The organism is Dactylosporangium sp. NPDC049525, from assembly GCF_040676755.1.
In the GTDB taxonomy this organism is placed as follows: Bacteria; Actinomycetota; Actinomycetes; order Mycobacteriales; family Micromonosporaceae; genus Dactylosporangium.
On sequence record NZ_JBFAPO010000006.1, the window covers coordinates 141,031 to 156,124 of the forward strand.

Consider the following 15,094-nt stretch of genomic DNA (forward strand, 5'->3'; position numbering starts at 1 on the left):
CCACCGACGCCACGGGCGGCACCGCGGTAGCGCCGCCGCCCGGGTGGTGTCAGCCGTTCGGGCGCACCGTCCGGCAACTCAGCTGACCCGACCCGCACCCCGGTATTCGTTCAGACCTTCATCGCGTGACCGATCTGGTCAATCGCGGGGTTCTGACGACGGCGAGCGGGATGGAGGCGGACGACTTGCTGGCACGCATGCTCAGCACCTGGTTCGCGGCCTGGATGGCGCTGCTCACCGTGGCGTTCTACCTGTGGCCCGGCCAGCACATGCTCTGGTGGGGCGCGATCGGCCTGTCCAGCACGGCGGGGGTCCTCGTCGGGGTGGTCGTGCACCGGCCGCGGCAGCGCTGGCCATGGCTGCTGCTGGCCGCGGCGCTGTTCGCGTTCGGCGCCGGCGACTTCCTGTACAACCTGCTCACCGACGTATTCGGGATGACCAACCCGTTCCCGTCGTTCTCCGACGTGCTGTACCTGGCGATGTACCCCCTCGTCGCCGGCGGCCTGCTCGGCTTCATCCGGTCCAGGACCGGCCGCAACGACCGCGACAGCCTGCTCGACGCCACCACGCTCACCATCGGCCTCGCGCTGCTGGCGTGGATCTTCCTGATCGACCCCTACGTGCGCAGCACCGAGCTGACGCTCGTGCAGAAGCTGGTCTCCATCGCGTACCCCCTCGGCGACGTGCTCACCCTGGCGGTGTTCGCGCGGCTGATCACCGGCGGCACCCGCCGCAGCACGTCGATCGTGATCCTGGGCGTCGGCACCGCCGGTCTGCTCGTCGCCGACGTCGCGTACGGCCTGATCCAGCTCAACGGCTCCTGGCAGGTCGGCGGCCCCACCGACCTCGGCTGGGTGCTCTGCTACGCGGCGTGGGCCGCGGCGGCGCTGCACCCGTCGATGGTGGAGCTCACCGAGCCGGCCAGGTCGCAGTCCAGCGACGTCGGGGTGCGCCGCATCGCGCTGCTCGGCGCGGCGTCGCTGATCGCGCCCGGGGTGCTGCTGGTCGAGGCAAGCCTCGGCACGGTCCGCGACGCGGCCGTCATCGCCGTCATGTCCGGCGTCATGTTCGTGCTGGTGCTCGCCCGCCTCGCCGGGGTGATGGGCAACCACCGCCAGTCGATGGCCCGCGAGCGGGAGCTGCGGGAGGCCACCACCACCCTCGTGTCGGCCGCCGACACCGCCGAGACCCTCGCCGCCGTGCGGCGCGCGGTCGACCGGCTGCTGCCGGACGGCATCGCGCACACGGTGGTGCTGGTGCGGGCCGACCGCGTGGACGACCCGGGCCTGGTCCGGGTGTCGGGGCTCGACCCGGAGGTCCGGGAGCTGCTGCGCGGGTACAGCTCGGCGCTGCGCCACCCCCTGGGCATCGAGCGCGACATGCTCTACGTCGGCGCGCCGACGGAGGCACTGCAGGTGCTGCAGACGACGTTCGAGGTGCTCGCGTCGCAGGCGGCGATGGCCCTGGAGCGCATGACGCTGACCGCGGAGGTGAACCGGCGCAGCAGCGAGGCCTACTTCCGCACGCTGATCCACAACACCTCCGACGTGATCCTCATCGTCGACGAGCACGACCTCATCCAGTACGCGAGCCCGTCCGCGGGGGCCGTGTTCGGCGACGAGCGGCTGGCCGGGTTCGAGCTGTGGGAGTTCGTCGCCGCCGACGAGCGGCCCCGCCTCGCCGAGCTGCTCACCCAGGTCCGCGGCGGGCTGCACGCGCACAACCAGATCGACCTGCGCGCCGAGCGCGTCGACGGGGTCGGCCTGCTGGTCGAGGTCGACTGCCGGGACCTGCGCGACGACCAGACCGTCGGCGGTCTGGTGCTCACCGTGCGGGACGTGACGGAGCGCCGGCAGCTGGAGGAGCAGCTGATCCGTCAGGCGTTCCACGACGCCCTGACGGGCCTGGCGAACCGGGTGCTGTTCCAGGACCGAGTGGAGCAGTCGGTGGCCCGCGCCAAGCGCGACCAGCACCTCGACAAGCCCCAGGACCGCGGGCTCGTCGGGGTCCTGTTTATCGACCTCGACGACTTCAAGATCGTCAACGACACGCTCGGCCACGCGGTCGGCGACGCGCTGCTCATCGCGGTCGGCGAGCGGGTCACCGGGGCGCTGCGCGACACCGACACGGTCGCCCGGCTCGGCGGCGACGAGTTCGCCGCGCTGATCGAGGCCGACTCGCTGCCGGACCTGGAGCTCGCGGCGGAGCGGATCATCCTCGCGCTCGCCGAGCCGTTCGAGATCGCCGGCCAGGACGTCAACGGCATCTCCAGCGTCGGGCTGTCCACCACCGTCGACGCGAACTCCGCCGAGGAGCTCATGCGGCAGGCCGACCTCGCGCTGTACGTGGCGAAGGGCGCCGGCAAGGGCCAGTGGCGCCGCTACCAGTCGGACCTGCACACGGCCGTGCTCGAACGCCTCGAGCTGCGCGCCGCGCTCGACCAGGCGGTCAAGGAGCAGCAGTTCGTCCTGCAGTACCAGCCGATCGTCGACCTGGAGACCGGCTCGCCGCTGGGCTTCGAGGCGCTCGTGCGGTGGAACCACCCGACCCGGGGCATGATCGCGCCCGGCCACTTCATCGAGGTGGCCGAGGAGAGCGGCCTGATCGTGCCGATGGGGCGGATGGTGCTGCAACAGGCGCTGAACACCGTCGGGCGCTGGCAGCGTTCCACGGCGCCGGGCGCGCTGCGGTACATCAGCGTCAACGTCTCCGTCCGGCAGTTCCGCACGCCCGGCTTCGTCGAGGAGGTCCGGCAGCTGTTGCGAGCCTCCGGCGTGGAGCCGGGCACGTTACTGCTGGAGATCACCGAGAGTCTCCTGCTCCGCAACGACGAGCAGGTCAAGGCCGACTTCGACGCGCTGCGGGCGATGGGGGTCCGGCTCGCGATCGACGACTTCGGCACCGGGTACTCGTCGCTGTCGTACCTGCAGCACATGCCGATCGACGTGCTCAAGATCGACAAGTCGTTCATCGACGGCATGTTGGAGTCCAAACAGCAACGGGCGGTCGTCACCGCCATCGTCACCCTCGCCCAGACGCTCGACCTGGCGGTCGTCGCCGAGGGCGTCGAGGAGTCCGCGCAGGCCGAGGCGCTGCGCGAGATGGGCTGCCCGTACGGCCAGGGCTACCTCTTCGCCCGGCCGCTGTCCGAGCCGGACGCGTTCGCCCTGATCCCCAAGGCAGCACCCTTCGCCGCAATGGCGTGAGTCATCCAACCGGACAGCAACCTGACCGGACCGGACGACGCACCAACAGCCCGATGCAATGGATTGCGTCACCCCTTCGACGAAAGGCAGCAGGAATGACCGTCAGCCCGATGCACAGCACCAAGGCCAGCTACATCCGCCGCGACGGACGGTGGGCCGACCTGGAGCGACTGCGCACGAGCAGCCCGATGTACGACGCGACGATCGAAGAGATCGCCGGCCGGCGCATCCGGGTCGGCCAGCACTGGCTGTCTGACTTCGCCTCGTGCAACTACCTCGGCTTCGACCTCGAGCCGGAGATCATGGACGCGGTCGACCCGTACATCCGCACCTGGGGCACCCACCCCAGCTGGTCGCGGCTGCTGGGCAACCCGAAGCCGTACGTCGAGATCGAGGAGCGCCTCACCGAGCTGCTCGGCGCCCCCGACACGCTGCTGCTGCCGACGATCACGCACATCCACATGTCGGTGATCCCGATCCTCGCCGGCCAGGGCATGATCTTCCTGGACTCGCAGTCGCACAAGACGATCTACGACGGCTGCATGTACGCCAAGGGCCTCGGCGCGACCGTCACCCGCTTCCGCGCCAACGACCCCGAGCACCTCGAGGAGCTGCTGAAGGCCGCGCCGGCCGGGGTCACCCGCCTGGTCGCCATGGACGGCGTCAACTCGATGACCGGCCTCGCCCCCGACCTGGCCCGCTTCGCCCAGGTCTGCCGGGAGAACGACGCGCTGCTCTACGTCGACGAGGCGCACGGCTTCGGCGTCATCGGCGAGCGCACCCCGGACGAGACCTCGCCCTACGGCTCCCGCGGCAACGCGATCGTCAAGTACGCCGGCGAGACCTACGACAACATCGTGCTCGTCGGCGGATTCTCCAAGTCGTACTCGTCGCTGATGGCGTTCCTGGCGCTGCCGACGTGGCTGAAGAACCACCTGAAGGTCGCCGCCCCGCCGTACCTGTACTCGGGCCCGTCGCCGACGGCGTCCCTGGCCACGGTCATGGCCGGCCTGGACGTGAACGAGAAGCGCGGCGACGAGATCCGCGCCGACCTGTACCGCAAGACGATGAAGGTGCTCGACCACGTCCGGGCTCTCGGCCTGTACACGCCGAACACCGGCACCACGCCCATCATCGAGCTGCCCCTGGCGCAGGGTCAGGACATCCAGCAGGTCGGGCAGTTCCTGTGGGACCGGGGCATCTACGTCACCCTCGCCGCGTACCCCCTCGTCCCCCGCGACCAGGTCGGCTTCCGCGTGCAGGTGACCGCCGCGAACACCGACGAGGAGCTCGACCAGCTCAACACCGTGCTCACCGAGCTGGCGGGTAAGCAGCAGCTGCGAGACGCCGCCTGATGGCCAAGCACCGCGCTCCACGTGAGCGGTCCGGAGCGGAGCGGAGGAGCCGCTCACCATGGGCGCAGGCTCCGGCTCACGCTGCCGGAGCGAAGCGTAGGCAGCGTGAGCTTCCCGGGCTGCTCGTCCCGCTGCGCAACAGGGAGTTCCGCCTGCTGTGGACAGGGATGAGCACCTCGCTGATCGGCGACGGCATCCTGCTCGTCGCGCTGGCCTGGCAGGTGTACGCGCTGTCCGGCGCGCCCGCGGCGATGTCCGTCGTCGGGTTCGCCCTCTCGCTGCCCCAGGTCGCCACGCTGCTGTTCGGCGGGGTGATCAGCGACCGGTTCGACCGGCGGAAGATCATGCTGTGCACCGACCTGGTGCGGGGCGCGGTGCTCACCGTCCTGACCGTGCTGAGCCTGACCGGCGTCGTTCAGGTCTGGCACATCGTCGCCCTGGTGGCGGTCTACGGGGCCGCCTCCGGCTTCTTCGGCCCGGCGTTCGACTCGATCGTGCCGCAGCTGGTGCCGGAGGACGACCTGGTCAAGGCGAACGCCCTGGACCAGTTCGTCCGGCCGGCGGCGCTGCAGATGGCCGGCCCCTCGATCGGCGGCATCCTGATCGCGATCGGGGGTAGCGGATTGGCGTTCGCGCTGGACGCGGCCACGTTCGCCGTCTCCGCGACGTGTCTGTGGCTGATGCGGCCGGTGGCGGCCTCGCAGGAGGACGAGGCGGCGGGCTCGATCTGGGAGGAGTTCAAGGAGGGCATGAACTACGTCCGCCGCAACGTGTGGCTGTGGGGCACCTTCCTCGCCGCGACCTTCGCCTACCTGCTCTTCATCGGCCCCACCGAGGTCCTGCTGCCGTTCGTGGTGAAGCACGAGCTGCACGGCACCGCCGGCGACCTCGGCCTGGTCCTTGCCAGCGGCGGCATCGGCGCCATCGCGGCCGCGTTGATCGTCAGCCAGCGTGGTGTACCCCGAAGCTACATGCCCTTCATCTACGTCACGTGGACCCTGGCGACCCTCGCGGTCGCGGGGTATGGGATGGCCACCGCCTCGTGGCACCTTGCCATCTCGTGCGCCCTGGTCAACGGCCTCGAGGCGGCCGGCACCATCGCCTGGGCCACGGCGAAGCAGAAGCTCGTGCCCGACGAGCTGCTCGGCCGGGTCTCCAGCGTCGACTGGTTCATCTCCATCGCGCTGGTCCCGCTGTCCTACGCCATGGCCGCCCCGGTCGCCGCCGCGATCGGCGTGCAGAACACCCTCGTCGGCGCGGGTGTCCTCGGCGCGATCGTCACGTTCGCGTTCCTCTTCCTGCCGGGCATGCGCTCGCCCCGGCAACTGGCGGTGGGTGCCCCGTGAGCGGCCAGCGGAGCGGCTCGGGCCGCTCACCAGGATCGCAGCAGGTTGGCTCATGCCGGCGCCGGAGCGCAGCGGAGGTGACGGCGTGAGTGACCCGATCGAGATGGTGGATCGGCTCGGGATGGCGTTCCTGTCGCAGGACGTGGCCGCGGCGATGGCGTGCTTCGTCCCCGACGACGACATCACCTACGTGGGCAGCGAGACGGGCGAGTCGGCGACCGGCCGGGGATCGGTGGAGAAGCTCCTGGAGAGCCTGTTCGCCCGGCCGGAGTCCTACAGCTGGCAGGCCACCGCGGCGACCGTGCACACCGTGCCCGGCGGGGCGTTCGTCCTGGCCGAGGCCGACGGCGAGGAGCACCACGCGGACGGCTCGGTGACCCCGTTCCCCTACCGGGTGACGGGCCTGCTGTCCCGCCGCGCGTCCGGGGTCTGGCTGTGGCGAGCCGTACAGGGCGCGGAGCCTACCTAGAGCCAGACTAACAGTGTTAGTTTCAGGGTATGCGTGCCGTCTACTTCGCCGCCGCCAGGCGGACCCCCATCGGGAAGCTGCGCGGCGGCCTCTCCCACATCCGCCCGGACGACCTCGCCGCCACCGTGATCCGGACCCTGGTCGAGGGCATCGACCCGGCCAGGGTCGACGAGGTCTACTGGGGCGCGGCCAACCAGGCCGGCGAGGACAACCGCAACGTCGCCCGGATGGCGGTCCTGCTCGCCGGGCTGCCCGAGTCGGTGCCCGGCGCGACCGTCAACCGGCTGTGCGCCTCCGGCATGGAGGCGGTCACGATCGCCGCCCGCACCATCGCCGCCGGCGAGGCCGACGTGGTCGTCGCCGGCGGGTCCGAGTCGATGAGCCGGGCGCCGTTCGTGCTGCCCCGCCCCGACGACGCCCTGCCCAACGCGATGGCGATCGCCGACACCCGCCTCGGCTGGCGCCTGGTCAACCCGCGGATGAAAGACCTGCACGGGCTGCTGTCCATGGGCGAGACCGCCGAGGAGGTCGCCGCGCGCTACGACGTGTCCCGCGACCGGCAGGACGCGTTCGCGCTGCGCAGCCACCAGCTCGCCGCCGCCGCCCGCGACGCCGGCGACTTCGCCGCCGAGATCATCCCCGTCACCGGCGCCGACGCCGAGCCGGTCACCGCCGACGAGGGCATCCGCGCCGACACCAGCCTCGCCAAGCTGGGCAACCTCAAACCGGTCTTCAAGGCCGGCGGCACCGTCACCGCCGGCAACTCCTCCCCGCTCAACGACGGCGCCGCCGGCCTGCTCCTGGTCAGCGAGGACGCGCTGCGCGACCTCGACCTCGAGCCGCTCGGCCGGTACGTCGCCGGCGCCTCCGCCGGCGTGCACCCCGACGTGATGGGCATCGGCCCGGTCCCCGCCACCGGGCGGGTCCTCGCCCGCAGCGGGTGGAAGCTCGGCGACGTGCAGGAGGCCGAGCTCAACGAGGCCTTCGCCGCGCAGGCGCTCGCCGTCACCGACCAGCTCGCCAGGGACGGCTTCGACCCCGCGATCGTCAACCCGTCCGGCGGCGCGATCGCGCTCGGCCACCCCCTGGGCTGCTCCGGCGCCCGCATCCTGACCACCCTGCTGCACCGCATGCGCCGCACCGGCGCCACCCGCGGCCTCGCCACCATGTGCGTCGGCGTCGGGCAGGGCTCCGCCGTCCTCGTCGAAAGGTGATCATGTCCAGATTCGCCGGAAAAGTCGCAGTGGTGACCGGCGCCGCGCAGGGCATCGGCCTGGCCACCGCGCGCCTGCTCGCGTCGCAGGGCGCGAAGGTGGCACTGCTCGACCTCGACGCGTCCCGGGTCCCGGAGGGCGTCGGCACCGCGTATTCCTGCGACGTCACCGACCAGGGCGCCGTCGACCGCACCTTCGACGCCGTCGTCGAGGACCTCGGCTCACTCGACGTCCTCGTCAACAACGCCGGCATCACCCGCGACAACCTGCTGTTCAAGATGCCGGTGCAGGAGTGGGAATCGGTCCTCACCACCAACCTGACCAGCATGTTCCTGTGCTGCCACGCCGCGCAGCGGCACATGGTGCCGGCCCGCTCCGGCCGCATCGTCAACCTCAGCAGCCGCTCGGCGCTGGGCAACCGCGGCCAGGTCAACTACGCCGCGGCGAAGGCCGGCGTGCAGGGCCTCACCGCGACGCTCGCCCTCGAGCTCGGCCCCTACGGCATCACCGTCAACGCCGTCGCGCCCGGCTACATCGCCACACCGATGACCGCCGCCACCGCCACCAGGCTCGGCAGCACCCCGGAGGAGCACCAGCAGGAGGTCGCGGCGCGCACCCCGCTGCGCCGGGTCGGCCAGCCCGAGGAGGTCGCCGCCGTCATCGCGTTCCTGGCCAGCGACGAGGCCTCCTACGTCTCCGGCCAGACCCTCTACGTCAACGGCGGCGCCCGCTGAGCCAGCCGCCGCCCTACTTGACGATGATGTCCAGTTCGACCACGTCGGACGGTTTCCTGGCGTCGCCCGCGATGTCGACCACGCGCAGCTTGTACGTGCCGGGCACGTACTTGAACTGGAAGCCGAGGTTGCGGGCCGGCGCCAGGTTCTCCGAGCCGGACGACATCGCCTCGTTCGGCGCGGTCTTCGGGGCGACCTCGGTGCCGTCGGGCAGCCCCAGCCGGAAGTGCTCGGCGCCGATGTACTGGCTGCCCTTGCCGTTGTAGCGGATGTCGAGCTTGCACGTCAGGACCCGGTTGTCCTTCAGCGCCTGCCCGTTGAAGTCGAGGTAGCCGCCGCGCACGTCGCAGGTGGCGAACATGACCTCGAGGTCGTGGATGGCGAGCTTCTTGTCCTTGAGCACGTTGACCGGCTCGTAGGCGACGACCTCGCCGCCACCGAGCGGGACCTTGGGCTGGGCCTCCTTGCCGTCGCCGATCAGCAGCGTCCCCGAGCCGATGCTGACCTTCAGCGGGTCGTAGACCGCGAAGGAGACGTGGAAGTTGCTCTTCTGGCCGCCGGAGACCTGCGAGCTCTCCTTGAACGAGCCCGAGTACTCCTGGCCGTCGAGCTGGAACGCCATCCGGACGCCGTAGGACTGCACGGTGTCGTCGCCGAGGTTCTCCATCTGCACCTCGACCACGAGCGGGTCCTGGTCGGCGTCGGCCTCGTAGACCATCTTGCCGAAGGTGAGCTTGACCTGGCCGTACCAGACCGCCTTGTTGATCTCGACGGTCTGCTGCTTCGCTCCCGGCTTGGCGTCCTTGGTGTTGGCGGGGCCCGCCACGGTGCCGCCGTTGCCGCTGCCACGGTTGCCGGTGGCGCTGACGGTCGGGTTGTCGGTGGCCTTGTCGTCGCTGACGGCGCGGTAGGTGACGACGCCGCCGACGCCGAGCAGCAGCACGACGGCGAGCGCGATGCCGACGAGCAGGGCCGTCTTGCCACCGCCGCTGCCCGTCCGTCGCACCGGTGGCGGCCCGAACGGCGGGAGGCCGTTCGGTGGCCCTCCCGGCGTCGCGGGACCGCCGTGGCCGAACTGCGCGGTCGGCGCGGACGGCGGCTGCGCGCCGAAGGCCGCGCCGGGACCGCCGGGTGCCGCGAACCCGCCGCCGGGCGGGAAGCCACCCGGGGCGCCGTGCAGCGGGGCCGCCAGCGGCGCGCCCGGAGGGCCGCTCACGGGTGGGCCGCTCGCCGGAGGGCCGCTGTGCGGCATGCCGCTCGTCGGCGGGGCCGACACCGGGACCCCGGACGACGGCGGGAGGCCGCCGAGCCACGTGGGCGGGGACGCCGGCGACCCGGCCGGTGAGATCGGGCCGGGCACCGGCGCCGACACCGGCGCGGCCGCACCCATCGCGGCGGCCGCGGCGGCACCGGCACCCGCCGGACCGGAGACCGGCGCGCCCATCGGAGCCCCCATGCCCGGCGGCCGGGGGCCGGCCGGATATCCCGGCACGGGTCCCGGCGCGGGGCGGCCTGGCATCGCCGCGATCGCGCTGCCCAGGGCCACCACCAGCTCCGGCTGCTCGATGATCGTGGGGGCGACGCCGAGCCGCTGGTGCAGCAGGGTGCTGACCATCGGGATCCGGCTCGACCCGCCGACCAGGAACATCCCGGCGATCTGGTCGGGTCGCACGCCGGCGCGCTGCAGGGTGTTGGCGGTCAGGTCGACGGTGCGCTGCAGGTACGGCCGCGACACCTGCTCGAACTCGGCCCGCGTGACGTGCATGTCGATCTCGAACAGCGGCACGTGCACACCCGCGGACGAGGTGCGTGACAGCTGCTCCTTCGCGGTGCGCACGTCCTCGCGCAGCAGGAAGCTGCGCCGGCGGGAGACGTCGTCGCCGGGGTCGGTGAGCTGCCGCCACCGCTCGGCGTCGGTCATCGTGAGCGTCTGGCCGATCTGGGTGACCAGCGCCGCGTCGAGGTCGACCCCGCCGACGTCGGGCAGGCCGTCGCTGGCGAGGACGTCCCAGCCGCCGTCCGGGCGGCGCCGCAGGACGGAGGTGTCGAACGTGCCGCCGCCGAAGTCGTACACCACCAGGACGCCGCCGGGCGGGATCTGCCGTCCCATGACGGTGGTGAAGTAGGCGGCGGCCGCGATCGGCTCGGGCACCAGGATCGGCGCCGGCATGCCCGCGCGGGCCGCGGCGTCGGCGAGGACCGCCCGCCGGTGGGTCGCCCAGTTCGCCGGGTAGGTCAGCACGGTGCGCACGGGCATGATGCCGAGCACCCGCGACGCCTCGTCAGCGGTGCGCCGCAGCACGGCCGCGAGCAGGTCCGACACCGGATACTCGCGGGCGCCGAGCAGGACCGTGCCGTCGTCGATGCGGCGCTTCGGGTTGGGCTCGAAGCGGCTCGGGTCGAGCCGGGCGCTGCGCTCCGCGTCCTTGCCGGTGAGCAGGTGCCCGTCGACCTCCGCGAACACCGACGACGGCAGCAGGAAGCTCGCGTCGAACAACAGGGGCTGGCTACGACCGTCGGCAGAGGTCAGCGCCGCAACCGTGTGGGTGGTCCCAAGGTCGACGCCCAGCTGCGAGTCGGATTGCCTCGTCACGCCGACACGGTAACCCCTGCCATCAACGCCTGCCGCTACCCCCGGACTTTGTGACCTCCTTGACGGTCTCGTCGGTCTGCACGAGCGGGGTGTCGACGAGGTGCTCGGCCAGGAACCACGCCTGCAGCTCGCCGGTGCGGATCACCTCGGAGACCAGCATGTCGTTGGTGCCGTCGTCGCCCATCGCCATGACCTTCGCCGCGGCGTCGTGCGACTCGACGAGGATCATCTCGTGCGCCTCGAGCAGCCGCGACAGCATCGCCGGCACCTCCTCGGCACCGTCCGGCGGCCGCGGCACCCGGGTGAGCTCCGCGACGTGCCGCGGGTCACCGACCGCGATCCCGCCCAGGGTCTGCACCCGCTCGGCGATCGCGTCGATGAGCTCCAGCTGCTCGCCGGCGTGCTTGTCGAGCAGCAGGTGCAGCTGGTAGAAGGTCGGTCCGCGCATGAGCCAGTGGTGCTTCTTGTACAGGGCGTACAGGATCTGGGTGTCGGCGAGGACCTGGTTGAGCCGCTCGCAGGAGTACATCCGGGCGTCGCTCGGCAGCGCTATCGGAAACTGCCGGATCGAGCCGAACCGCTGGATCTCCCGGCCCTGCTGATGCAGCCACGGCTGGCTGCCCTTCTTCTTGGCCGCTGGCGCGGCGCTCTTCGCTGGTGGCATGGTGGCGCTCTGCCCTGCGCCGCGAGGGTGAACCTCACCCGAGGGCGGAACCGGCGGGTGGGCCGCTCCGTCAGAACAGGCATGACGCACCTGCGCGCGCTCGCCGCCACGTTGGTTCTCCTGGTCGCTGGCTGTGCCGAGTCAGCGCCCGTCGGCGACGGCGGCTCGCCGGGCGCCGCCGTCAACTACCCGGCCGACCAGCTCGTGCTGCGGGTCGACGTGTCCGGCGGCCTGGTCCCGGTCGCCATGACGGTCACCGAGGTCCCGACCCTGAGCATCTACGGCGACGGCCGGGTCGTCACCAACGGTCCCATGATCGAGATCTTCCCGGGTCCGGCGCTGCCGAACGTGCAGGTGCAGGAGATCCTCGCCCCATCGGACGTGACGAAGCTGGCCCGGATGGCCCTCGACGCCGGCGTCGGCCGGCAGGCCGACTTCGGCATGCCCAACGTCGCCGACGCCCCCACCACCCACGTCATGGTCCGCACCGTCGCCGGCGAGCAGGCCACCGACGTCCCCGCGCTCGGCATCGGCGAGGACTCGCTGAACAACTCGCAGCGCGCCGCCCGCCAGCGCATCCAACGCCTGGTGGAGGCGCTGACCGACCTGTCCTCGACGCTGGGCAAGGGTGCCGTCTCCGAGTCCAGGGCGTTCCCGGCGAAGGGTGTCGCCGCCGTCGCCGTGCAATGGGCCGAGATGGGCGGCGACCAGGGCATCCAGCCGCAGTCGCCGGTCGCGTGGCCGGGGCCGGCGCTGCCCGGCGAAGCGTTCACCGACCGGCCGAGCGTGCACTGCGTCAGCGCGACCGGCGAGGAGGGCAAGCAGATCCTCGCCGCCGCGGGGAAGGCCAACTCCCGCACCCCGTGGGCGTCGGCCGGGTCGTCGTGGCAGGTGACGTTCCGGCCGTTCCTACCGGACGAGTCGACCTGCGCCGATCTGGCGCACCGGCCCTAGGCCACGCGGGCGCGGACCTGGTCGGCGTCGGGGTGGCCGAGGTCCTCGAGGATCGTGAGGGCGGCGAGCCAGCAGGCGCGGGCCTCGTCCTCGGCGCCCGCCGCCCGGTGCAGGTCACCGAGGTGGGTCTGGGTCTCCGACTCGCCGTAGCGGTCGCCGATCTCCCGCCACAGGTCGAGGGCCTGCCGGTAGCACTCGGCGGCCGGCTCGTGCTCGCCGAGCTGGTGGTGGATGAAGCCGATGCTGTCCCAGCTGTAGGCCTCGCCGGTGCGGTCCCCGATCCGCTGCTGCAGCTCCAGGGCCTGATGGCAGTAGTCGAGAGCCTCGCGGTGCTCGCCTGAGGCGGCGTAGGACCAGCCGAGGTTGGCCAGCGCCGCGCCCTGCCCGGCCTGGTCGCCGGTGGCGCGGAGCAGGTCCAGGGACCGCAGCAGGTGCTCGATCGCATCGCGCGGGCGAGCCTGCCGGTCGGCGATGAAGCCGAGGTTGCCGTGGACCCGGGCCCGGCCGGCGTCGTCGCCGATCCGCCCGTAACAGTCGAGGGCCAGCTCCAGGTGCGCGGCGGCGGCGTCGTAGTCCCGCATCCGGATGCAGGCCCGGCCGAGCTGGTGCGCGCTGACCGCCTCACCGGCGGCGTCGCCGGCCCGTTGCGCGGCGGTGAGCGCGATGCGCTGCGCGGCGAGCAGGTCCGGCCAGTGTCCGCGCCGGTCGAGGTGATCCACGAGGGTCCACGCCAGCCGCCACGCGTGCGCGTCGTGGCCCGTCGCGGCGGCCTGCCGCACCGCGGCGAGCAGGGTGTGGTGCTCCACGGCATACCAGGCGAGCGCCTGCGCCTCGGTGTCGAGCGCCCCGGCGGTGCCGATGCCCGGCAGCGGCGTGCGGTGGGGGTCGAGCAGCAGCGCGGCGGTGTGCGCGGTGCGCAGGTAGTGCTCCAGCAGGCGCAGCGTCGCCGCGTCCCGCTCGGCCGGCCCGTCGAGGGTGCCGGACAGTTCGGCCGCGTACGCGCGGAGCAGGTCGTGCGCGACGAACCGCCCCGGCGCGTGCTCGGTCAGCAGGCTGGCATGGGTCAGCTCGGCCAGGGCCCGGCGCGCGTCGGCAGGCTCACCGAGGACCGCGGTCGCGGCGGCCCTGCCGACATCCGGCCCCGGCGCGAGCGCGAGCAGCCGGAAGAGGCTCGCGGCGGGTGCGCTCAGCCGCTGGTACGACCAGGAGAACACCGACCTGACATCCGTCGCCGCGGCGGCGTCGCGCAGCACGGCGAGCCGCCCGCGCTCGGCCCGCAGCTCCTGGGCGAGCACGCTGAGCGGCAGGTCCGGGTGCGCGGCGCCGCGGGCGGCGACGACGACCAGCGCGAGCGGCAGCCGCGCGCACGCGTCGATGATCGCGTCGACCGCGGCCGGGTCGGCGGCGACGCGGGCCCGCCCGACGCGGGTGGCGAGCAGCCGCCGGGCCTCGTCGGCGGTGAGCAGGTCGAGCGTGACGGGCACCGCGCCGTCGGTGGCGACCAGCCCGGTGAGCTGGTTGCGGCTGGTGACGAGCACGAGGCTGCCGGATCCGCCGGGCAGCAGCGGCCGGACCTGCTCGGCGTGCGCGGCGTTGTCGAGCACGACCAGGACCCGTCGCCCGGTCAGGAGGCTGCGGTACAGGCCGATCCTGGCGTCGAGCTCCGCCGGGACCTGGTCGGGTGCGACCCCGAGGGCGGTGAGGAACGCCCGGAGCGTCTCGTCGGCGGTCACCTCGGCGGTGCCGCCGGTGCCGCCGGTGTCCCCTGTGTCCCCTGTGTCCCCGGGGCCGGCGGGTCCGAAGCCGCGCAGGTTCACGTACAGCTGGCCGTCGGGGAACCGGTCCGGGGCCTGTTCGATGACCCGGTGCGCCCAGTGCACGGCGAGGGCGGTCTTGCCGACCCCGGCGGTGCCGATGACGATGACGGTGCCGGCGTCGGCGGCCGCGTCGAGCCGGGCGATCGCCGTGTCCCGCCCGGTGAAGGCCGCCGGCTCGGCCGGCAGCTGCCGCGGGACGCCGTCGCCGCTCGACTCGGCCCGGCTGCGGTCCTCGGCCCGGCTGTGCTCCGCGGCCCGGTCGCGGGCGTCGGCGAGCGCGCCGAGCTCGTCCGGTGCGGCGTCGAGGAGCTGCACCAGGGCGTCGAAGCGGTCGGTCGGCGGCAGGATCTTGCCGGTGAAGTAGCCGCCGATGCTGCCGTGGGACCAGCCGGTGCGGCCGGCCAGCTCCCGGTAGGTCAACGGCGGGTCGCCGCGCCGGCGCGCCTGCCGCCGGCGCAGGTGCCGCAGCAGCTCGGCGAGGTCGTCGACGCTGGAGACGGAGGCCGCGTTCTTCAGCAGCGCGGCGCTGTCGCTGTCCACGATGGACGGGCGGGTCAGCTTCGCACGGGTGGGCCCGAGTCCATCAGGCGGTAGTTGGAGATCTCCCCCGGTTCATGGATCACGTCCGGCGGCCCCGGGTTGACGACCAGGACCGCGCCGAGCAGCAGGCCGACGGCGACAAAAAGTAAGGATCTGCGGGCCGACACCTTGACTCCCTACGGGATCAGTATGTTGAGGCCGC

The 15,094-nt window shown here is 72.6% G+C and carries 11 protein-coding genes; 7 read left to right on the forward strand and 4 right to left on the reverse strand.

The window, feature by feature from the left end:
* Positions 1 to 170 precede the first annotated feature (170 nt).
* From AB0K00_RS12550 to fabG, 6 genes are all read left to right on the forward strand, one after another.
* Positions 171 to 3,206: an EAL domain-containing protein gene (locus AB0K00_RS12550; protein WP_363519321.1), complete on the forward strand. Its 3,036-nt coding sequence runs from the start codon at positions 171 to 173 to the stop codon at positions 3,204 to 3,206.
* A 110-nt stretch (positions 3,207 to 3,316) separates the two neighbouring features.
* Complete coding sequence (locus AB0K00_RS12555; protein ID WP_363519322.1) at positions 3,317 to 4,561, forward strand: pyridoxal phosphate-dependent aminotransferase family protein; 1,245 nt, start codon at positions 3,317 to 3,319, stop codon at positions 4,559 to 4,561.
* Positions 4,561 to 5,907 carry an MFS transporter gene (locus AB0K00_RS12560; RefSeq protein WP_363519324.1) on the forward strand — a complete coding sequence of 449 codons (1,347 nt, stop codon included), beginning with the start codon at positions 4,561 to 4,563 and terminating at the stop codon, positions 5,905 to 5,907. Before AB0K00_RS12555 ends, AB0K00_RS12560 begins: the two co-directional genes overlap by 1 nt.
* Before the next feature lie 85 nt (positions 5,908 to 5,992).
* Complete coding sequence (locus AB0K00_RS12565; RefSeq protein WP_363519326.1) at positions 5,993 to 6,376, forward strand: nuclear transport factor 2 family protein; 384 nt, start codon at positions 5,993 to 5,995, stop codon at positions 6,374 to 6,376.
* A gap of 29 nt (positions 6,377 to 6,405) precedes the next feature.
* Positions 6,406 to 7,590, forward strand: a complete 1,185-nt coding sequence (locus AB0K00_RS12570) for a thiolase family protein (RefSeq protein WP_363519329.1) — start codon at positions 6,406 to 6,408, stop codon at positions 7,588 to 7,590.
* Positions 7,591 to 7,592: 2 nt separating this feature from the next.
* A complete protein-coding gene (gene fabG, locus AB0K00_RS12575; RefSeq protein ID WP_363519331.1) occupies positions 7,593 to 8,324 on the forward strand; it encodes a 3-oxoacyl-ACP reductase FabG in 732 nt (243 codons plus the stop codon).
* Between the two features lie 13 nt (positions 8,325 to 8,337).
* On the opposite strand, the gene AB0K00_RS12580 is transcribed toward fabG, so the two are convergent.
* Both AB0K00_RS12580 and AB0K00_RS12585 read right to left on the reverse strand, forming a co-directional pair.
* Complete coding sequence (locus AB0K00_RS12580; protein WP_363519333.1) at positions 8,338 to 10,917, reverse strand: Hsp70 family protein; 2,580 nt, start codon at positions 10,915 to 10,917, stop codon at positions 8,338 to 8,340.
* Between the two features lie 22 nt (positions 10,918 to 10,939).
* Positions 10,940 to 11,581, reverse strand: a complete 642-nt coding sequence (locus AB0K00_RS12585; protein WP_363519336.1) for a DNA starvation/stationary phase protection protein — start codon at positions 11,579 to 11,581, stop codon at positions 10,940 to 10,942.
* 81 nt (positions 11,582 to 11,662) lie between these two features.
* On the opposite strand from AB0K00_RS12585, the gene AB0K00_RS12590 reads away from it, so the two are divergent.
* Entirely contained in the window at positions 11,663 to 12,535 is an 873-nt protein-coding gene (locus AB0K00_RS12590; RefSeq protein WP_363519338.1) for a hypothetical protein, read from the forward strand.
* Here AB0K00_RS12590 and AB0K00_RS12595 read toward each other — a convergent pair.
* Together AB0K00_RS12595 and AB0K00_RS12600 are read right to left on the reverse strand one after the other, a co-directional pair.
* Positions 12,532 to 14,892, reverse strand: coding sequence for a tetratricopeptide repeat protein (locus AB0K00_RS12595; protein ID WP_363519341.1), 2,361 nt, complete (start codon positions 14,890 to 14,892; stop codon positions 12,532 to 12,534). The genes AB0K00_RS12590 and AB0K00_RS12595 overlap by 4 nt on opposite strands.
* Before the next feature lie 14 nt (positions 14,893 to 14,906).
* Positions 14,907 to 15,059: a hypothetical protein gene (locus tag AB0K00_RS12600; protein ID WP_363519343.1), complete on the reverse strand. Its 153-nt coding sequence runs from the start codon at positions 15,057 to 15,059 to the stop codon at positions 14,907 to 14,909.
* Positions 15,060 to 15,094: the final 35 nt, after the last annotated feature.